Origin of the sequence: Streptomyces sp. LUP47B (genome assembly GCF_001746295.1) — a bacterium.
Lineage (GTDB): Bacteria > Actinomycetota > Actinomycetes > Streptomycetales > Streptomycetaceae > Streptomyces.
On record NZ_MJAH01000030.1, the window covers coordinates 26,407 to 44,955 of the forward strand.

14 protein-coding genes and 5 pseudogenes are annotated in these 18,549 nt (G+C 69.5%); 8 read left to right on the forward strand and 11 right to left on the reverse strand.

The annotated features are described in order from the left end of the window. Position 1: 1 nt before the first annotated feature. Positions 2–652 carry a response regulator transcription factor gene (locus BFN33_RS46720; protein ID WP_069766313.1) on the forward strand — a complete coding sequence of 217 codons (651 nt, stop codon included), beginning with the start codon at positions 2–4 and terminating at the stop codon, positions 650–652. A 73-nt stretch (positions 653–725) separates the two neighbouring features. Here the strand turns inward: BFN33_RS46720 and BFN33_RS46725 are convergent, their stop codons facing one another. From BFN33_RS46725 to BFN33_RS46750, 7 genes and pseudogenes are all read right to left on the reverse strand, one after another. Further along, a complete protein-coding gene (locus BFN33_RS46725) occupies positions 726–1,766 on the reverse strand; it encodes an NAD(P)-dependent alcohol dehydrogenase (RefSeq protein WP_069766314.1) in 1,041 nt (346 codons plus the stop codon). Positions 1,767–1,794: 28 nt separating this feature from the next. Then, positions 1,795–2,580 carry an SDR family NAD(P)-dependent oxidoreductase gene (locus BFN33_RS46730; protein WP_069766315.1) on the reverse strand — a complete coding sequence of 262 codons (786 nt, stop codon included), beginning with the start codon at positions 2,578–2,580 and terminating at the stop codon, positions 1,795–1,797. Positions 2,581–2,589: 9 nt separating this feature from the next. Continuing rightward, positions 2,590–3,255 carry a TetR/AcrR family transcriptional regulator gene (locus BFN33_RS46735; protein WP_069766345.1) on the reverse strand — a complete coding sequence of 222 codons (666 nt, stop codon included), beginning with the start codon at positions 3,253–3,255 and terminating at the stop codon, positions 2,590–2,592. Between the two features lie 136 nt (positions 3,256–3,391). Next, complete coding sequence (locus BFN33_RS55050) at positions 3,392–3,553, reverse strand: hypothetical protein (RefSeq protein WP_370743392.1); 162 nt, start codon at positions 3,551–3,553, stop codon at positions 3,392–3,394. 357 nt (positions 3,554–3,910) lie between these two features. Continuing rightward, a pseudogene (locus BFN33_RS46740) lies at positions 3,911–4,373 on the reverse strand (N-acetyltransferase). Between the two features lie 92 nt (positions 4,374–4,465). After that, the gene (locus tag BFN33_RS46745) at positions 4,466–5,272 is read right to left on the reverse strand and encodes a DUF3472 domain-containing protein (protein WP_176742651.1); all 807 of its coding nucleotides are present in this window, start codon (positions 5,270–5,272) and stop codon (positions 4,466–4,468) included. 274 nt (positions 5,273–5,546) lie between these two features. Further along, positions 5,547–7,712, reverse strand: a complete 2,166-nt coding sequence (locus BFN33_RS46750; RefSeq protein WP_256123061.1) for an MMPL family transporter — start codon at positions 7,710–7,712, stop codon at positions 5,547–5,549. A gap of 332 nt (positions 7,713–8,044) precedes the next feature. Here BFN33_RS46750 and BFN33_RS50995 point away from each other — a divergent pair. Then, positions 8,045–8,251: pseudogene (locus tag BFN33_RS50995) on the forward strand (metal-sensitive transcriptional regulator); the annotation flags it as partial. Between the two features lie 445 nt (positions 8,252–8,696). On the opposite strand, the gene BFN33_RS46755 reads toward BFN33_RS50995, so the two are convergent. The 3 genes and pseudogenes from BFN33_RS46755 to BFN33_RS46765 all read right to left on the reverse strand — a co-directional run bounded on the left by BFN33_RS46755 (position 8,697) and on the right by BFN33_RS46765 (position 12,088). Further along, complete coding sequence (locus tag BFN33_RS46755; protein WP_069766318.1) at positions 8,697–10,961, reverse strand: protein kinase; 2,265 nt, start codon at positions 10,959–10,961, stop codon at positions 8,697–8,699. A gap of 572 nt (positions 10,962–11,533) precedes the next feature. Beyond that, positions 11,534–11,671, reverse strand: a pseudogene (locus BFN33_RS51000) (LexA family protein); the annotation flags it as partial. Between the two features lie 33 nt (positions 11,672–11,704). Next, positions 11,705–12,088: a hypothetical protein gene (locus tag BFN33_RS46765; RefSeq protein ID WP_069766320.1), complete on the reverse strand. Its 384-nt coding sequence runs from the start codon at positions 12,086–12,088 to the stop codon at positions 11,705–11,707. 250 nt (positions 12,089–12,338) lie between these two features. Between BFN33_RS46765 and BFN33_RS52895 the strand changes: the two genes are divergently transcribed. From BFN33_RS52895 to BFN33_RS46785, 6 genes and pseudogenes are all read left to right on the forward strand, one after another. Continuing rightward, positions 12,339–12,626, forward strand: coding sequence for a hypothetical protein (locus BFN33_RS52895; protein WP_141758078.1), 288 nt, complete (start codon positions 12,339–12,341; stop codon positions 12,624–12,626). A 153-nt stretch (positions 12,627–12,779) separates the two neighbouring features. After that, positions 12,780–13,657: pseudogene (locus BFN33_RS46770) on the forward strand (ISAzo13 family transposase); the annotation flags it as partial. A gap of 186 nt (positions 13,658–13,843) precedes the next feature. Continuing rightward, positions 13,844–14,071, forward strand: a complete 228-nt coding sequence (locus BFN33_RS52900; RefSeq protein WP_141758079.1) for a hypothetical protein — start codon at positions 13,844–13,846, stop codon at positions 14,069–14,071. A gap of 138 nt (positions 14,072–14,209) precedes the next feature. Continuing rightward, complete coding sequence (locus BFN33_RS46775) at positions 14,210–14,539, forward strand: Lsr2 family protein (RefSeq protein WP_069766321.1); 330 nt, start codon at positions 14,210–14,212, stop codon at positions 14,537–14,539. Between the two features lie 174 nt (positions 14,540–14,713). Beyond that, entirely contained in the window at positions 14,714–14,995 is a 282-nt protein-coding gene (locus BFN33_RS46780; protein ID WP_088245542.1) for a bifunctional 2-polyprenyl-6-hydroxyphenol methylase/3-demethylubiquinol 3-O-methyltransferase UbiG, read from the forward strand. 85 nt (positions 14,996–15,080) lie between these two features. Then, on the forward strand, positions 15,081–18,461 hold the full coding sequence (locus BFN33_RS46785; protein WP_069766323.1) for an NACHT domain-containing NTPase: 3,381 nt from the start codon (positions 15,081–15,083) through the stop codon (positions 18,459–18,461). Here BFN33_RS46785 and BFN33_RS52455 read toward each other — a convergent pair. Next, a pseudogene (locus BFN33_RS52455) lies at positions 18,406–18,534 on the reverse strand (SAM-dependent methyltransferase); the annotation flags it as partial. The gene BFN33_RS46785 and the pseudogene BFN33_RS52455 overlap by 56 nt on opposite strands. Positions 18,535–18,549: the final 15 nt, after the last annotated feature.

Here is an 18,549-nt window from a genome sequence, read left to right on the forward strand (position 1 = left end):
GATGATCCGAGTCCTGATCGCCGATGACGAGGCACTGATGCGTGCGGGAATCCGGCTGATCCTGCAGAACGCCGAGGACATCGAGGTGGTCGCGGAAGCAGGCGACGGTCGCGAAGCCGTTGCGGCGTGCCGGGCCCAGGACATCGACGTCGCCCTCCTCGACATTCAGATGCCCACCCGGGACGGAATCTCGGCTGCCGAGGACATCGCCCGTCTTTCGCCCCGCACCTGTGTCGTGATGCTGACGGCGTTCGGCGAGGAAGCGAGTGTGACGCGAGCCCTGCGGGCCGGGGCGAGCGGCTTTCTCCTCAAGGACACCGGTCCCGCCGATTTGATCCGCGCCGTGCAACTGGCCGCGAAGGGCGAACCGGTCCTGGCACCCAGGATCACCCGGCAGTTGCTGGAACGCCACGTACGGTCCGGCCGGGACACCGAGGCAGCTGTGCGCAGGACCCAAGAGCTGACCCCGGCCGAACGGGATGTCCTGCGGCTGCTCGGCGCGGGCTTGTCCAACGCGGAGATCGCCGATCAGCTCTACCTGAGCGCCGGCACGGTCAAGGCGCACATCAGCCGGATCCTCACCCGCACCGGCTGCGCCAACCGCGTACAGGCCGCCGTCCTCGCGCACGACGCGGGGCTGCTCGCTGGGTGATCGGCACGGGCGGACCGGCCCCGGCGTAACCGGGGCCGGCGGAGCGTGGCGGCTGTCAACCGCCGTAGGTGGCTCAGCGGTTGGGAAGGATGACCGCCCGGCCGTTGACCTTCCCGGTGTGCAGGCGCTCGTAGGCGAGTGGGGCCTCGTCGAGGAAGTACGTCTCGGTGTGTACGGACACGGCTCCCGAGCGGGCCAGGTTCAGCACCTCGATGAGTTCGCTCCGGCTGCCCCAGTAGGGCGCGGCGACCGACACCTCGAAGGGCAGGGACCCGAAGCCGACGGGCAGGGCGCCGCCGCCGATGCCGACGATGGTGACGTCGCCCTCCACGGCGGCCAGGGCGCCCGCGGTTCGCAAGGTGGGCTCCGCGCCGACGAAGTCGAAGACGGCCTCGGCGCCGAGACCGCCGGTCAAGGTGCGTACGGCGGCGGCCGCGCCGGCATCGGAGAGCACCGTCTCGTGGGCGCCGACCTCCTTCGCCAGCCGCAGCTTGTCCTCGCTGACGTCGAGGGCGATCACGCGGGCCGGCGTGAGCGCGCGCAGCAGTTGGATGGCGACGTGGCCGAGGCCGCCGGTGCCGATGACCACGGCCGTCGAGCCGGGGACCAGCTTCGGCATCGATCGCTTGATCGCGTGGTACGGGGTGAGGCCCGCGTCGGTCAGCGGGGCGGCGGCGACCGGGTCCAGGCCATCGAGCGGTACGAGGTGGCGCGGGTCGTCCACGAGCAAGTACTCGGCGATGGCGCCCGGCCTGCCGAGCCCCGGCGGCCGGATGCCCAGGGCGTCCGCACGCAGGCAGTAGTTCTCCTTGCCCTGCGCGCACTTGGCGCAGGTGCCACAGCCCCAGGGCCCGTACACCGCGACCGCGTCGCCCTCGCGTACACCGCTGACGCCCGCGCCCAGCGCGGCGACCGTGCCGACACCTTCGTGGCCGAGGGTGAGCGGAAACTCGTAGGGGAAGTTCTCGGCGGGCCAGCTCATCACCGCGATGTCGGAGTGGCAGACGCCGGCGGCGGTGACCTTCAACAGGACCTGGCCGGGGCCGGGCTCGGGGTCGGGGACCGCGACCACCTCGGGGGCGGCGCCGATCGTGCGGTACTGCAGTGCCTTCATGGTGCGAAATCCTTTCTGTGCCCGCGGCTCAGAGGGCGGTGTAGGCGCCGTCGACCAGGTGGTAGCTGCCGGCCACGAAGGAGGCGCGGTCGGAGAGCAGGAAGGCGATCAGCTCGGCCACCTCCTCGGGGCGGCCGAGGCGGGCGATCGGGTGGAGGCCGACCAGGCCGTCGTACGCCTCCTGGTCCATGTCCTTCAGCAGCGGGGTCTCGATGAAGCCGGGGCCGACGACGTTGACGCGGATGTTCTTCGCGGCGTACTCGGCGGCGGCGCTCTTGGTCAGGCCGACCACTCCGTGCTTGGCGGCGACGTAGGCGGAGGAGCCGGCGAAGCCGACCGAGCCGAGGATGGACGCCACGTTGACGATCGCGCCGCCCTGCCCGGCCGCTTCGATGGCGGGGAGCTCGTAGCGCAGGGAGTAGAAGACTCCGTCCAGGTTGGTGCGGATGACCCGGCTGTAGGCGTCGAGGTCGTACTCGCCGGTCGGGGCACTCGGGCCACCGATGCCGGCGTTGTTGACGGCGAGGTGCAGTGCGCCGAAGGTGTCCACGGCAAAGGCGACGGCGGCGGCAACGGACTCGGGATCGGTCACGTCGAGCTTCACGGCGGCGGCCTTGATGCCCTCGGCCTTGAGGTCCTCGGCGGCCTGCGCCGCGCCCTCGGCGTTGTAGTCGGCGATGACGACGTTCGCGCCGCCGGCTCCGAGACGGCGGGCGGTGGCCAGGCCGATGCCGGAGGCGGCGCCGGTGACCAGGGCGGTACGACCGGCGAACTCACTGTTGTAGGTGAACTCACTGCTGGGGGTGGTGCTCATGTGCTGTTCTCACTCTTCGGAAGGGGGTTCGGTGGCCGCGGAGGCGGCCTCCGAGATCAGGGCGTCGTAGGCCTGCTCCACCAGGGCGGCCAGGTCTGCGCCCGAGTCGTGGCTTTCACTGCCGCGCGCCCAGGCGCGCAGCGCTGCGGTGAGGACTCCGGCGGCGGCGTCCACGACAACGGCTGGGCGCATGTCCCGTACGTCGTCCGTGTCGAGCCGTTCGGCGATGATGCGGATCGACTCCTCCTGGGCGTCGACCCGGATGCGTTCGTAGGCGGCGAACAGGGCGGGCTCGGCGTCCACCAGGGTCAGCAGCCGCCGCATCCGGGGCCGCAGATGATGCGCCGGGTTCTCCTGGTCGGTGAGCCACGCGCGCACCGCCCGCCGGTATGCGAGCAGCGGCGGTTCCCCGGCGGGCCGGACGCGCAGCAGGTCGTTGATGCGGTCGCCGTCACCCCGGACGAAGTCCAGGGCCGCGTCCTCCTTGCCGGTGAAGTGCCGGCTGAAGGTGCGGCGGGTGACGTCGGCCTCCTCCACGATGGCCTCCACGGTCGTGGCCGCCAGCCCGCGCTCCAGGATCAGCTCCACAGCGGCGCTGGCCAGTGCGTTCCGTGTCTGCTGCGCCTTGCGCCGCCGTCGGTCCTGCGTCGGGTGGACTGGCTCCGTAGCCTTCATGGTTGCCAGCATACGCCTTGATGTCCCATTGGGACACATGTCCCACCGGGACACTGAGGCGGGCACCGTCCCGGCGGCCTCCACCGACTGCGCGCCGATGATCCCCGCAGCGGGCTCGGCCTCGCGGACCTCGCGCTCACGGACAGTCCCGCCCAGCCGGCCGTGGAACTCGGCGATCAGCCCGTGCTCGCGCCAAGCGCCAGAAGAAGGCGTTGACCCAGGCCCATGTGGGGAAGTCCGCGGGCATCGCCCGCCACGACATTCCGCCCGCGACCAGGTAGCGGACCGCGTCCAGCAGATGCCGGCGGCAGTGGTCCTCCGGCCGTCCGCCCCGCTCCTAAAACCAGGCCGCACCGACAGCAACGGCCGGAGGGCCGCCCACTCCGCGTCTGTCATGTCCGACGGGTACCGGCGCACCCGGTCCGGATGGTCGGCCGCGTTGTCGTATACGTGCGCGAGGCAATCACACAGTTGAAGTCAACGTGCTGGGCACGTACAACAAAGGCAACGGGGCCTCCGGGAACCACCCGGAACGGGATTGCACCCCCGCGATCTACCAAGAGGCCCTGCTTTCACGCGCGGAAACCGCCGCCGTCGCCCGATCGAGACTCCCGTTCGATCGACAGCCTTCGAGATCGGTACGGGCAACAACCACCTACGTGTCGGGATGCTCCGGCAGGGCGAGCCAGCCCGACCAGGAGATCTCACGGCCGAGGAAGCGCGGCTGCTCGAACGGCCAGTCGGCGGCGATCCACTGCGGCACCAGCGCGTCGAGGGCCCGCTCGACCTTGCTGCCCACCAGCTCGTCCACCACCCACCAGGAGATCTCACCGTCCGCGCCGGCCCTGTCCGGTGGGTCGACGTAGACACAGCCCAGCTGTCTCCGCCGCGTCGAACAGCCCGTGGTTGAAAGACTGGTGGGCGGCGATCTCCTTCTCGTGCCGCAACAGGCCGGCCTGGTCTGCCTCGTAGGTCATGGTGGTCACAGCCGGATAGTCGAGCGGGGTGTCCGCCTCCCGGATCGGCCGCAGGTGATGACCACTGCCCGGCAGCGGTACCAGGACGGGGTGGACGAAGTCATCGGGAAGCCAGACGGGCAGTCGCCCGCCACGATTCATTTGCAACGAGGCAGAATGCTTGACGCCAGGCAGCCGACGAGGAGTCACTCACGCTACCCTCCCGCACCGAACTCCCGGGCTCGTGACCCGGGTCATGGTCCGCCGAGTGACACCTTGGCCGCCTTGGTCCACCCCAGATCCACCAAGGACACCGAGCCGCCGGTGCAGGCGCCCCGGGTGGAGGACCCGTATGCCGAGGTGTACTGGTACCGGCCGCCTCCCAGGGCATTGGCCGCGGGCTGAGTGAAGTACGCGACCGACAGCGGGACCCTATTGCAGGGGACGGCGTCGCCGTAGTACTCGCTGAAGTTGGACGGTGTGCCCAGCAGCCGCTGACCGCCCGGCACGCGGAGACTTCCGATGGGCGTGTCGACGCCGGTCTTCAGGTTGCGCACCCAGGCGCCCCACCACTGGCCCCCGGAGTCGGCCGTCAGTCGCCATACGCGCAGGCGGTAGTCGGTCTGCCGGTCGATGGCGTACGGGATCCTGCAGCTGAGGCCGGTCCCCTCGCCGCCGAAGGATCCGCAGTGACCTCCCCTGCTGCCGTTGGCGTTCCACAGCGAGAAGATCGCCGTCTCGCCGGTCGTGTGGTTGAAGCGCGTGCCGTTGGTCTGCAAGCCCATGTAGCCGCCCTTGCCCGGCGTGGCCGTGAAGTCCCACAGCATGGCCCAGTACGAGTGGTGGGCCTTGCGCGTGATCTGCACGCGCTGGTCGATGTTCCAGAACCCATTGGCACCGTGGAAGTCCCACAGCGCGTATTCGTTGGCGTCTTGGTGCTGGGCCGCCTGTGCCGGCGCGGTACTCATGACGACCACCGTGCAGACGGCGGCGACCAGGCCCAGCAGCCTGTCGCAGAGACGAGCCCGCCGACCGCGCAGATGTCCTCTTGTGTGGTGCATCCGTCCCCCCATCGCGGCCACCTGCGGTGGCCGATGCCTCAGAGTGGAGGTGGAGGGCGGTATCCAGAAGGGGCGTGAAGGAGCGTTGCCCGGCGCTGGGGCGCCACTTCCCGCTTTCCCACTGTGAGCGTCCATGAGGGAAGTTTGTGGGGGACCCATCGGCCCATGACCACCGGGCGTACAGACCCCGCCTTCCACCCGGGCCGGTCCGACGAGCCAGGCGGCGCAGGTGCCCCCGATCGGGTCCTTGCGCCGCGCGGCGTTCAGTCGCGGTTCAGTCGTGGGAGAAACGCACGTCGGGCAGGATCCGGCGCAGCCAGGCCGGGGCCCACCAGGCGGCGCGGCCGGTCAGGCGAAGCAGGACCGGCAGCAGGACCAGTCTGATGAGGAAGGCGTCGAGCAGGACCGCGACGCCGAGCACGATGCCCATCTCCTTGGGTGGCAGCGGGTCGGCGAGGGCGAATGTGAAGAATACGGCGACCATGACCGCGGCGGCGGCGAAGATGACGCGACCGGAATGGGCGAGCGCGCCGACAACCGCATGCTTGGGCTCACCGGTGTGCTCGTAGTGCTCCTTGGCCGAGGACAGCAGGAAGACGGTGTAGTCCATGGCGATGGCGAAGATCATCGCGAAGAAGAACACCGGTCCCCAACCGTCGAGAAAGCTTTGTGGTTCGAAGCCGAGCAGGCCGGAGAGGTGCCCGTCCTGGAAGATCAGCTTGGCGACTCCGAAGGCGGCGGCGGTGGCCAGGAGGTTCGTCAGGACGGCCAGGGCGGAGATCAGTGGGGCCTGCAGGGCGATGAGCAGCAGGATGAAGCCTAGGGTCAGGATGACTCCGATGACCAGCGGGGCCTTGTCGTCGAGGGCCTGTTTGAGGTCCAGGTTCTCCACGGCCGCACCTCCGACCAGGGCATGGGGAGGGAGTTCGGCGCGCAGGTCGGCGACGGTGTGCGCGAGTTGGCCGTCGGACGGATCGACGGACGGCATGGCCTGGATCATGGTCCAGCGAGAACCGTCGACGGCCGGCTGGGCCGGCGCGGCGGCGGCGATGCCGTCGGTGGACGTGAGTACCTTGACCGTGGCGTCGGCATCAGCGGAGGGGACGACCACCTGGAGCATGCCCGGGGCGCCCTTGCCAAGGGCTGTCGAGACGAGTTCGTACCCCTGACGGGAGCTGTCGTTCTCCGGTACGACCTTGATGGAGGGCATCGCGGTTTTCAGGCCGAGGACGGGCACGGCCAGGGCGATCAGCACGGCGAGGGCGAGCGCGCCGAAGCGCAGCGGCTGACGCCACAGACGCTCGCCCCAGGCCGCGAAGCGCGGTGAGGACGGCCGGTCGGCCCGGGTTCGGGGCAGCGCGAACTTGTTGACGCGCGGGCCGAGTTTGCCGAGGACGGCCGGGAGAAGCGTAAGCGTGGCGGCCAGGATGAAGACGACCGAGAGCATGATGCCGATCGCCATGGTGCGTACAGCGGGGGCGGGTACCAGGGTCACCGCGGACAGGCTGACCAGGACGGTGAGGCCGGACAGCAGGACGGCCTTCCCGGCCGTGTCCATCGTCTGGATGACCGCGCGGCGACGGTCGCCGGTCTCTGCCAGGGCCGCGCGGAAACGGACGACCAGGAAGAGCGCGTAGTCGATGCCCAGCGCCAGCGCGAACATCAGGGCGAAGTCCATCGCCCAGATCGAGATGGGCATGACGTGGCTGAGCAGTACCAGCGAGCCGACCGAGGCGGCCAGGCCCGCCATCGTGAGGAGCAGGGGGAGGCCGGCGGCCACCAGTGAGCCGAACGCGATGGCCAGCACGACGAGCACGACCGGCCAGGACAGGATCTCGGCGTGGATCATCGCGTCGAGGTTGGCGGTGTTGAAGTCGCTCCACATCGTCGAGGCGCCGGTCGCGCGCACGGTGATGTCGTCGGTCGACAGCTTCCGCAGGGGGTCCTTGAGGTCGTCGGCGGCGCGCACCATGTCGTCTGGGTTCGCGTTGGCGCCGCCGAGGACGACCGCGGTCTGCCCGTCCTGGCTGATGCTGACCCCCGGCTGGGGTGCGATGACCTCGCCGATCCGGTGGTCGGCCTTCAGCTCGCGGGTGACCTCGGCGATCACTTTTCGCACGGGCGCGTCGGTGACCCTGTCGTTCTTCGAGCTGACGACCACCTGGATCGCGGACGAGGCGTTGCCGCCGAAGTGCTCCTGGGCCAGTTCGCGCACCCGCACCGACTCCGAGCCGTTGCTCTGCCAGCCCGCCCCGGACAGAACCGACGTGACCTGCGGCGCGAAGGCGCCGAGCCCGGCCACCACGACCAGCCAGCCGATCAGTACGTGTTTGAAGTGCCCCGCGGTCCAGCCACCGAGCCGCCCCAACGGCCCGGACCGTCCTGGCCGCGGTGGCTCCGGCTCATGCCCCGTCACCTGGGGGAACGTCGTGCTGGTCACATGTCCTCCTCGCATTGAGTACCCCGGGGGGTATTGGTGAGGGTAGCAGGTATACCCAGGGGGGTATTGGAGGAGTGCGCCGCTCGGCTTCAGGCACCTCGGGCAGTACGGGGAAGGGCGGGTTCCCCGATCGGTTCGGGGAGAGGAGGAGCTTCTTCAGCCGGGCTTGTGCCCGTTGGAGAGGACCGCGCTGACGGTCACGCCTGCCATGCGTCCGGGAGCCTTGCGTGCACCATGTGCCGGTGCCGCCGGGCCTGTTCGTGAGCAGCGTTCACGACTCGTCGACCTTGTGCTGAGTGGAGTGCATCACCCGGGGGGTATGGCGAGTGATGATGGAGCTCGAACTCGCGGGCGCAGAACTCCGAGCGGTCCTGAACCGGCTGCGGCGGGCGCAGGGGCGGCTTTCCGGGGTGATCCGGATGATCGAGGAGGGCCGTGACTGCGAGGACGTCGTCACGCAGGTCGCCGCTGCCTCCCGCGCGCTGGACCGCGCCGGCTTCGCCATCATCGCCACCGGCCTGCAACAGTGCCGCGCGGAACAGTGCCTGCCACAGCAGATACCTCACCGCGCGGCTGGCCAATCCGCCTGGCTCGCTGGATGCCATCGCCTCCATCGCCGCCACGAGCGCAAAGCCGTGGGGGTCTCCGAGGTGTTGACGTCTAAAGGTGATCCGAACCCAGGTTCGGCGACCGCCGACAGTCGTGCCGGGGCCCAGGCGTGCGCCGACCCCGCTCCAGTGGCGAGGTGGCGCGGGCCCCGCTCGCAGGCGCTGGTTGAGTTCCAGCCCGGAGCCGGCCCCGGCCGACTCACAGCACCGGTTCTGCGCGGCGAAGAACGCCAGGGTGTTGTTCCTTTCGCCGCTCTGCGGGACGAGTTGGTGAATCATCCGCGAGCTGGTCCGTCCAGGCGGCTTCGGTGCAGCGGCCGCTGCGGCCTCGGAGCCGGCGTGTACGTCGGTCGACGCACTGGACATGTGCCCTGTTTCAGGCGTTCTGCAATCCGTAGACCCGGTCGTAGTGGTGCGCCACCAGATGTCCGTCTCGGTCACAGGAGATCTGCCAGCCGTTGACGCCTGTGTCGCGGCCGTCCGTGAAGTTCCACTTCAGGCGCCCAGAGGCAGCCTCGATGGCGAAGAAGCCGTTCTTGTTCTCGAGGGCGGCAGCGTAGACGGCCTGCGGTCCCACGGCGATGGGATGGTCGCCGTCGAGGCGGGGCGTCTCGCAGAACCAGCGCTGGGAGCCGTTCGCCGCGTTGAAAGCGTAGACGCCGTGGGGGTCGTTGCCGATGGCGTAGACGGTGTTGCCACCCACTCCCAGGGAGGCGAACAAGCCGTGTTTGGGCTTTGCCCGCCAGCGGAGCCTGCCGGTGCTCAGATCCAGGGCGATGAGCTCGGAGCCGATGGCGAACACGGTCTGGCCGAGTACGGCGAGGCCTGGCCGGAGGTCGTAGCCGACCGGGTGCCGCCACCGCAGGGCACCGGCGTCGCGGGTGCTGCGCACCGAGACGTTGCGCAGACCGTCGGCGTAGACGAAGTAGTCGGACGTGACGACCGGCTGGAGACGGATGCCGACGTCTTCCGGGCTGATCGGTATGACCCGGGCTTGGCGGGCCTGGAGGTCCACGCCGAAGACGGCGTCGGTGGATGTCGCGACTCCCTGTTCGGCCGACTGGCGCTCCAGTCGAGCGCCGAGCACGGAAAGGCTGAAGCCCTCGTAGGCGCCCAGCAGTTGGTCGAATTGGAAGTCCGCGCCGAAATCGAGGGTGAATCGCTCCGACCCGCTGGCCGGGTCGACGCCGATCACCGTGGCGCCCGTACCTAGTGCGACGGCCGCACCGTCGGTCAACAGGACAGGAGTGGGCGAGAGACTGATGCCCTGGTAGATCCACTTGGGGCGGGAGCCGTTGTCGAGGTCGAGGCAGATCATGGTGCCCGGCCGGGCCTTGAGCAGGGCGGTGCTGTTGCTGAAGACCGCCGGAGCCTGCAGCAACGGGTCGCTGAGGTAGACCCAGCTCGGCTCGGGCGCCGGGACCAGTGAGGACGCAGGGTGGGCGCGAGGCTTTTTGAGCGCGGCGACGAGAGAGGCGACACCTCCGACGACCGCCACTCCCGTACCGGCGGCCAGGATCGAGCGCCGGGAGGGACCGGAGTGTGCGGGGGAGCGGCGGTGCATGCGCGGAACCGAAGTCTCCGGGTCGGACTTCCCGAACTTCTCGGACTTCTCCGGATCCGTCGGGCCGAGGAAGTTGGCCTCTGCCCGGGGTCCATGGCCGCCGTCCGCCCCGGCCCTGCTGTCGGCGGTGTCGGCGGTGTCGGGGGCGTCGGGGGTGTCGGGGGCGATCGGAACGACGGTCGGATATGACACGAGATCCATGACGGCGCCCTGATAGCGAGCGACGGTCGCCGCCACCGGAGCGGGCAGCCAGGACTCGGTCAGCAACTGTTCGACGCCGCCCGGAGCGCATGCCGCGGACAGCCGGTCGGGGCTGATGCGCAAGGCGGGGTCTTTGGCCAGACAGAGACTGATGAGCTTGTCCAGTGGCTCAGGCACCCCGGCCAGGTCGGGCCAGCCGTGGGCCACCTGGTAGAGGAGAGTGGCTGCCGCGGCACCATCGAAGGGCGGGTGCCCGCAGGCGGCGAACGTCAGCACCGAGCCGAGGCAGAAGACGTCCCCTTCCGCTCCCATTGGCTCGCCTGTGGCCTGTTCCGGGCACATGTATTCCAGGGAGCCGAACACGCCGCCTGTGGTGGTGAGTTGATAGCCGTCGCGGGCGCGGACGATGCCGAAGTCGATGACGCGTGGTCCGTCGGCGGCGAGCAGTACGTTGGAGGGTTTCAGGTCACGGTGCACGAGCCCCTGGGCGTGCACCGCGGTGAGCGCCTCGGCCATGCCCGCGCCGAGGGCGAGAACCGACTGCACCGGCAGCGGCCCATGTTCGGCGACAGCCTCGGCCAAGGTGGGACCCGGAATATACGTGGTGGCGAGCCACGGTGTTTCCGCGTCGGGGTCAGCGTCCACCACGGATGCGGTGTAGGTGCCGCCGACGGCCGCCGCGGCCGCTACTTCGCGTCGGAAGCGGATGCGGAAGTTCTTGTCCTCCGCCATCTCGGGACGGATGACCTTGACCGCGACGGTTTGGCCCGCCGGTGAGGTGGCCAGGTACACCCGGCCCATACCGCCTGCTCCGAGTTCGGCCACGAGGCGGTAGGGGCCCAGGTGTCCGGGATCTTCTGGACGCAATGGCTTCATACCCGCGGCTGCCTGTTCTGAGTGGTGGCAGACGGGAGTCCCGCCCGCTGAGTGGGGGAGGGGCCCGGCAGGGGTCTGGCAACACAGTAGGGGCTGGAGTGTCCACTGAGGTTCATCTCAAGAGGTGCTCCACGCTACCCGGAAGTAGCTGACCAGCCCTTCTCCCTTTCAAACGAGCTCATTTGACAGGGCGTCAAGATATTGGTGACACGTGCCTGTACAGCGGGAATAGTGCACGATACGCAACAGCGGTGGTACGGAATGCCTGTATGCGCCAAAGACCTCCGATGTGTTCAAGCTCACCCGTTCCGTCCGCGACTGCTGGCCACGTCGACGGAAACGAGGTGCCGGCAAGCGGCGCCGTCATCGCCGTGGTGTACGACCTCACCGCCGGCAGGCGAGCATGCGCAGATGGTCACCGACCAGACGAAGAGCCTTCTCGTCCTCGGCAGTCAGATGCCTGAGCGGGGTCGCGGACCGCCGCACCGGACGGCCCCAGGGCGACGAACGGCGCCGCCATCTCTCGCAGCCTGCCCATATGCCTCCACCCTCTCCGCCCGGCGCACCTCTGACTGGCGGGGGAGGGGGAACACGTCCTCGACCGATTCCTCGGCGAGGGTCGGGCCACCGGCGGCGATCCGGCCGACGAGCGGGACGTACGACGTGCCGGGCTTGCCCGCGGTGTCGGTGGGCTGCACGGAGGCGCCCTGGGCCGCTGTCGTGACGCTCATCCATGCAGTCGGCTACGGAGCTTCCTTACGGAAGAGAGACAGCAGGGTCCGGGCCGGCAGGGCGCACGGGTCGAAGAACTGCGTGGCCAGAGCGGGCGGCACCGCCGTTCCCTGCATGCGGACCTCGTGGCAGGTGAAGCAGAACGCCGCCTCGAACAGCGCCGGATCGAGAGAGTCGTCGTAGGCCCGGACGCTCCAGCCCGGCGAGAAGCCGCAGCGGTGCTGTTCACTGCCGGGCAGGCTCTCGATCAAGGCCAGGGCGGCTGCGGCCTCACTCCCGGCCCAGTGGGCAACCGCCGTGCCGGAGTAGGGGACGTCCCGCCTGGTGGGAAGGGCGGAGATCCGTACGACCTCGATCAGCACAGTGGCGGTAAAGGCTTCTGCGGGCAGCTGCATGAGCGCAGTCTGCCCGTCAGGCTCGCGGGTGGGTAACGGGCACAGACGCCTTCGGCAGGCGCAGGCCGGTGTCGGTTCGGTCGGCCCGATGCCATCCACGGCGGAAGTCGCACCGGCGCCGAGACTACAGAGGACGCCGTCATTTGCTCATTGACCAGCGAACGCTGCCGGGTAGGGGCGTCGGTCGCGGGCCTTTCCACAGGCGGGGAGCTCCCTTGTCACGCTGGTCGATCACCGGTACAACAGGGCCGTGACCGACCCTTTCGCGCCACCTCCGGACGGCCAACCCACCCGGCCGGCCACGCCCGCCCCGGCAGGCAGGAGGAGGTGGACCAAGGAGTCGGCCGGAGGCGCGTTCGCGGGCTTCGCGGCCTTCTGGGGCACCCAAATGCTGGTCTTCGAGCCAGTCAGCCAGATGCTTCCCGAGTACGAGCACACAGTCACCGCCCTGGCGGGATGCCTTGCCGCAGCGGCTGCCTATCCGCTCGCCAGGTGGTGGCTCAAACGCCTGCCGCCCTCGGACTCATCCGAGGGGTAGCCTGGCTAAGGATTTGCAGGGAATCAAGGTGTTGCTTCCCGTTCTGAGGCTCGTTGGTGTAGTACGCGCATCCCCGATGAGGCTCGTGACCAACTCGCCGTGAAGTTCGCGGGGTTGTTCCCACATCTGGACGAGCGGCAGCGGCGGCTGCTGATGGCTGCGGAGGCCCGCAGTCTGGGACACGGCGGTGTCCGAGCCGTGGCACAGGCCGCTGCGGTCAGCGAGGCGACGGTCCGCAAGGGCGTGTTCGAACTCGAGGCCGGTGAGGAGCCTCTGGGGCGGGTGCGTCTTCCGGGCGGGGGCCGCAAGCGGGTCGCGGATCTTGATCCGGGGCTGCGGCCGGCACGGTTGGCGCTGGTTGAGCCGGATGTGCGAGGTGACCCGATGTCGCCGCTGCGGTGGACGGTGAAGTCCACCCGCACTCTTGCGCGGGAGCTGACCCGGGCCGGGCACCGCGTCAGCGCCGACACCGTCGCCGGCCTGCGCCGGGAGGAAGGGTTCAGCCTGCAGGCCAATGCCAAGACCATCGAGGGCAGCCAGCATCCGGACCGGGATCTCCAGTTCCGCTATCTCAACGAGCAGGCCCGCGAGCACCGGGGCCTGCCGCCGGCCAGCCGGTCATCAGCGTGGACACCAAGAAGAAGGAACTCGTCGGCGAGTTCAAGAACAACGGCCGCCAATGGCGGCCGACGGGTGAGCCGGTGCCGGTGAACGTTCATGACTTCGCCGACCCGCAGCTGGGCAAGGCCGTCCCCTACGGCATCTACAATCTGGCGGCGGACACCGGCTGGGTCAACGTCAGTACCGATCACGACACCGCCGCGTTCGCGGTCGAGTCGATCCGCCGCTGGTGGCACGGCCAGGGCCGGGCTGCCTACCCGCAGGCGGCACGACTGCTGATCACCGCCGACGCAGGCGGCTCCAACGGCTACCGCACCCGAGCCTGGAAACTCGAACTGGCCCAGCTCGCCGCCGAAACGGGACTGACCATCACCGTGTGTCATCTGCCGCCCGGCCCATCGAAGTGGAACGTCCCGATGGCCCGGGCTCCGCAGGAGCCGGCCCCGCAGTGGGACCAGGCCTGGTGTCCGATCCCGCCCTGACCGGCATGTCCCGGCGGCAACTGGACGCCCTGACAGGGACTTTGGCCCTCGAAGGCGATACCCGGCGCGGCCGTCCGCCCAGGCTCGCCTTCCCTGAACAGGTCCTGGCCACGGTTGCTCCATCTGCGGCTCGCCCTCGCCGCGGAACCTCTCGCCGTGCTGTTCGGCAGCAGCCGGACGGCGATGCACCGCACCCTCCTGAAGAACAGGAAACTCCTCGAAGCACACGGCATCACCCTCCCACCCGCGACGACGCCACCCATCGTCCTCGCCGCCCTCAAGGCTCGAGTCCTCGCCCGCCCGGCGAGCCCCACACCAAGATCAAGACGACGTGTCAAATGATCTGCAAGCCCTTAGTGTCATGGCGACGTGCCGGGCTTGAGGAGTTCAGGTCGACGGGTCCTTGTCCGTGAATGGCGCCGACGTAGCCCGATTACGGATTAGGCTGCGCTACCCCGACCTAACAAAGAGGATGTTGCCATGGTTCAGCGCACCGTAACGGTCTATACCGATGACCTGACCGGAACCGAGGGTGAGGACATCGCCACCCATATCTTTAGCCTCGATGGTGTCAACTACGAAGTCGACCTGAACCCTGACAGCTATCAGAAGTTGCTGGATGCCCTTGGGCCGTTCGTCCAGGTGGGCCGCAAGGCAGGTGGCAGCTCACGTCGTGGGGGCGGAAGGAAGCCGGCTACGGGGCCGGACGCCGTGAAGGTGCGTGAGTGGGCCCAGAGTCAAGGCATCGAGGTCAATTCCCGTGGGCGAGTACCCCGGGACGTCATCGAGAAGTATGAGGCCGCTCACTGATCTATTGGCGTTCTGTTCGACCGGAATGAGGAGGCGTTGGAGATGCGTGGCGCCAGGCGCGTCCCGAGCTGACTGAACCACTCCGAGATTGGTGGAGGCTCTCCTTGAATCCGTTGGTTCGTCGGGTGATTGGTCAGTAGCGTGAAGGTCTTGATGACGGAGACCTGGGACACGATGGCTGATTGGTATGCCGAGCGGGTGCGGACCGGCTCGGCGCTGCACGAATTCGTCCGCGACGCGCTCCTCGACGGGCTTCCTGCTGACCTTCATGGTCGGCGCCTTCTGGATCTGGGGTGTGGGGAAGGGCTCATCACACGCGTCCTGGCCCTGCGAGGTGGGTCCGTTGTCGGTATCGACCCGTCCCCTCGCATGATCGGCTATGCCCGGGCCGCCGAGGAGGCCACCCCGAGTGGCGCTCGGGAGCGGGAACTGCTGCTGCGCAGGGCGGCCGACTGAGGCTCTCCCCAGGGGGTGTCACCAGCCGCCGTCGCTGTCAGAATCAACAGAGGTACATAGGGGACACAGAGGGGCAGGGGGGCCTGTGTCGCTGTCGTGTTCGTGGCGGGCTTCGGGGGAGTACCTCGCACTGGACGGCGCGTCGGTCGTCACGGCGCTGGGTGGGCTGTTGGTCGCGATGATCGCGGCGACCGTGGCGTTGTTCCAGGTGCAGCGGGCGCAGAATCTGGAGCGGGAGAAGATCCGGCTGGAGACGGCTGCCCAGATGCGCCTGAAGGAGCAGGAGTGGGAGCACGAACGGCACCTGACGGAGCGTGAACGTCGGCGTGCGGACCGGGAGGCGGAGCAGGAACGGGAGAGGGCGGCCGAGCGGGTGGCCGCCCGGCGTTCCACGCTGGACGCGGGGGCTGCGGCGTATTGCGGGCGCATGGTGCAGGAGTTGTCGACGCTGCGGATTCTGGACATGTCCCGGCCGCTCCGGCTGGAACGGCTGTATGTGCAGGTAGGGGTGCAGGAGCAGCAGCCCCTGCGGTTCCTGTCCGCGGACGAGGTGGACCGGCGGACCCGGCGCCTGGCCCCCGACCTGACCCGCCCGTACCGCGAGGCATCGGCGGAGCAGGAGCACAAACGCCGACGTGCCGAGGCGCGGGAAGCGGCGGCCGAGGCACAGGCGGCAACCGTCCACACCTACGCCCCGATCGACGCCCTGCAGCGCTACCGGCGGATCGTGGTCGTCGGTGACCCGGGCGCCGGCAAGACGACGATGCTCCGGCATCTGGCCCTGCGCATGGCCACCCAGGCCGAGCACGAGACGCTTCCGGAACTTCCGGCCTACGTCGAGCTGTTCCGGTTCGTCGAGAGTGGTCACGAATCGCTGCTGGACCACCTCGCCGAGCAGTGGGCCGAGCAGTACGGGTTCGAGGATGCGCGCGACTACATAGTGGAGAGGCTCACCGACGGCAGCGCGGCACTGCTGCTGGACGGTCTGGACGAGGTTCTCGGTGGGGAGAGCGCGCAGGAGGCGGAGAGCGCCTACCGCAGGGTCACCGCCGAACTCGCCCGCCTGGCCAGCCGCTTCCCCCGGGCGCCGATTGCCGCGACCTGCCGTCGGCAGGGCTGGCGGGGCGGGTTGCCGCAGTTCCAGGTGCTGGAGGCACTGGACTTCGAGTGGCCGCAGATCGAGACGTTCGTCGCCAACTGGTTCGGTGCCGCCGACCGCCGTAGAGCCGGGCTGGTACGGGCTCTGTCTGCGAACGGCCGCCTCCAGACGCTCGCCGCCAACCCCCTGCTGCTCAGCCTGATCGCGATTGTGTACGAACGGGACCTCGAACTCCCCGAGCGGCGGGCTGCGTTGTATCAGCGGTGTGTGGAGGTGTTGCTGAGGGAGTGGGACGCGCACCGGAAGATCTCGCGGTACAGCCGTTTCACCACCGACCGCAAACAGGACCTGCTGAAGGAGATCGCCTGCCACTACCACCAGCGCGGACTGCGCTACTTCCCCGAGGACGACCTCCTCGACCAGATCGCCCGCTTCCTGCCGACCATCGACCTCGCGCCCGAGGACAGCCGCGCGATCCTCGACGAGATCGCCGCCCAGTACGGCCTGCTCAAGCCCCAGGCGCACGGCTGGTTCGGCTTCCTCCACCTCACCCTCCAGGAGCACTTCACTGCAGCCGCGCTGCTGGAGCGGGGCGCGGAGGGGGTCCGGCAGGCCACCGCGGCGCGGGACGATCCGTGGTGGGAGGAGGTTATCCTGCTGCTCGCGGGGGTGCTGCCGGACGCGACGCCGTTGCTGGCGGGGCTCCTGCAGCCCGACAACGACACCGGTGACCTCCTCCACCTGGCCGGGGACGACCTCTTCCACACGGACCTCCTGCTCGCGGCACGCTGTCTGACCGGCAGCCCGCGTATCGCGGACGTCGTGCTACGGCGACGGATCGTGGCAGCCGTATGGGATCTGCTGGACCGGTCACCGCACACGGACGAGAAACGCCGGGCGGCGGAGGTACTGGTGAGCGTGTTGCGCTCCGACGAACAGACGGACGAGATCATCGCCTACGTCTGTGACGCCCGGCGTGCCGACGACGCGCGGCTGGCGCTGGTCGAGGCGCTGGAGGCGCACGGCGGCCGGCGCGTGGGGGAGCGGCTACTAGGGGCTTTCGCGCTGTGCCGGGGAGAGGTGCGGCAGGCGCTGGTCACCGCGCTGGGCACGCTGCGGGTGGAAGCGGCGGTGCCGATGCTGTGCGACGAGCTGGATCGCGAGCTGGAGTCAGTGACCCCTGGAGTCGGTGACGAGTGGGCGCAGGGCCGGCGCATCGGTCTGCTCGTGCGCGCTCTCGGTCCGGCGGGTGCTCCCACCGACCTGTTTCTGCGCGTTCTGGAGGAGTGCGTGGGCCTGCGTGACCATACGCACGCACTGCTCGAGGACCTGCGCGACCAGGTCGAGGCGGCGGTGCGAGACGCACTCAAGGACCGCAGAGAGCCGGGGCTCGCCGAGCGTCTGCTGGCCCACCTCGACCGGCACCCGGCCACCAGGGCAGCCGCGCGGGCATATCTGAACGCGGCCGACGACGCGGGCATCGGGACGCTGATCGACCGAAGCCGGGCCCCGGACAGCGGCATCGAACTGCTTGCGGCAGTCCGCGACCACATCGCCGACGGCCACGGGCATGGTCACCGTGAGGACCTGCTGGCGCTCGCCCACAACCGGACCGCGAACCCCCGGGTCCGCACTCTGGCACTCGGGTGTCTGGACTACAGCCCCGGCACTCCCGACGAGCTCACCGGACTGTTGACCGCGAGCGACGGGCGCGTACAGGTCTCCGCCGCGGTGACCCTCGCCGCGTGGGGTATCCCCGTGGGCCTCGACGTGATTCGCCGAGCGGTCTTGGAGGGCCGGGTGGAGCCGGGCCAGCGATGGGGCGGCCTCGCCGAAGCCCGGGACGCCGACCGGCTCGTCGCCGTGCTGGTGCCGTACGGTGTCGAGGGCATCGTCACGAGCCTGCGCGCGCAGGCCGAGGAGCCGGGGCGTCAGGGCTACGTCTCCCGGGCCTGGTTGAACGTCTTCTCCCCCGAGGACGCGGTGGACCACTGCCTGCGCCGGCTGGAAAGCGGGGAGCGCCTGCGGCCGTACGAGGTCCCCGACCGGGTTCCGTCGTCACGGGTCCAAGCGGTCTTCCGGTACTTCGAGCTGACCCCGAGCGCCCGCTTCACCCCGCGCGGGGACTACGAGAAACTTCTGGCCGCCGCAGCGGCCGCGGTCGAGAACGCCGACGAACTCGCGTGTCTGATCCGCTTCCTGCCCGGCGGTGACCTCGCGGGCGCCCACTTTCCCCAGGCCCATCACCACGTCCACCAGGCGAGTCGCCGCGCCCAGGTCCGTGTCCTGCGCGACGGCACACTCCACCCCCTCACTCTCGGGCGGGATGTCCGACCAGCATCACCGGCGCCCCCGCCGCCCGAGTGAGGAACACGGTCGCCGCGTTCGGCCCCTGCGTGTTCACCTTCTTGCGCAGTTCCTTCGGCTCCACCGCCGACCCAGCGTGGCTCCTTGA

Excerpts from the sequence above, each read along its gene's own strand:
- BFN33_RS46755 (WP_069766318.1), bottom strand. The coding sequence starts at position 10,961 with ATGAAGCCATTGCGTCCAGAAGATCCCGGACACCTGGGCCCCTACCGC.
- BFN33_RS46765 (WP_069766320.1), bottom strand. The coding sequence starts at position 12,088 with ATGCAGCTGCCCGCAGAAGCCTTTACCGCCACTGTGCTGATCGAGGTC.
- BFN33_RS46735 (WP_069766345.1), bottom strand. The coding sequence starts at position 3,255 with ATGAAGGCTACGGAGCCAGTCCACCCGACGCAGGACCGACGGCGGCGC.
- BFN33_RS46720 (WP_069766313.1), top strand. The coding sequence starts at position 2 with ATGATCCGAGTCCTGATCGCCGATGACGAGGCACTGATGCGTGCGGGA.
- BFN33_RS46725 (WP_069766314.1), bottom strand. The coding sequence starts at position 1,766 with ATGAAGGCACTGCAGTACCGCACGATCGGCGCCGCCCCCGAGGTGGTC.
- BFN33_RS46780 (WP_088245542.1), top strand. The coding sequence starts at position 14,714 with ATGGCTGATTGGTATGCCGAGCGGGTGCGGACCGGCTCGGCGCTGCAC.
- BFN33_RS46745 (WP_176742651.1), bottom strand. The coding sequence starts at position 5,272 with ATGCACCACACAAGAGGACATCTGCGCGGTCGGCGGGCTCGTCTCTGC.
- BFN33_RS46730 (WP_069766315.1), bottom strand. The coding sequence starts at position 2,580 with ATGAGCACCACCCCCAGCAGTGAGTTCACCTACAACAGTGAGTTCGCC.
- BFN33_RS46775 (WP_069766321.1), top strand. The coding sequence starts at position 14,210 with ATGGTTCAGCGCACCGTAACGGTCTATACCGATGACCTGACCGGAACC.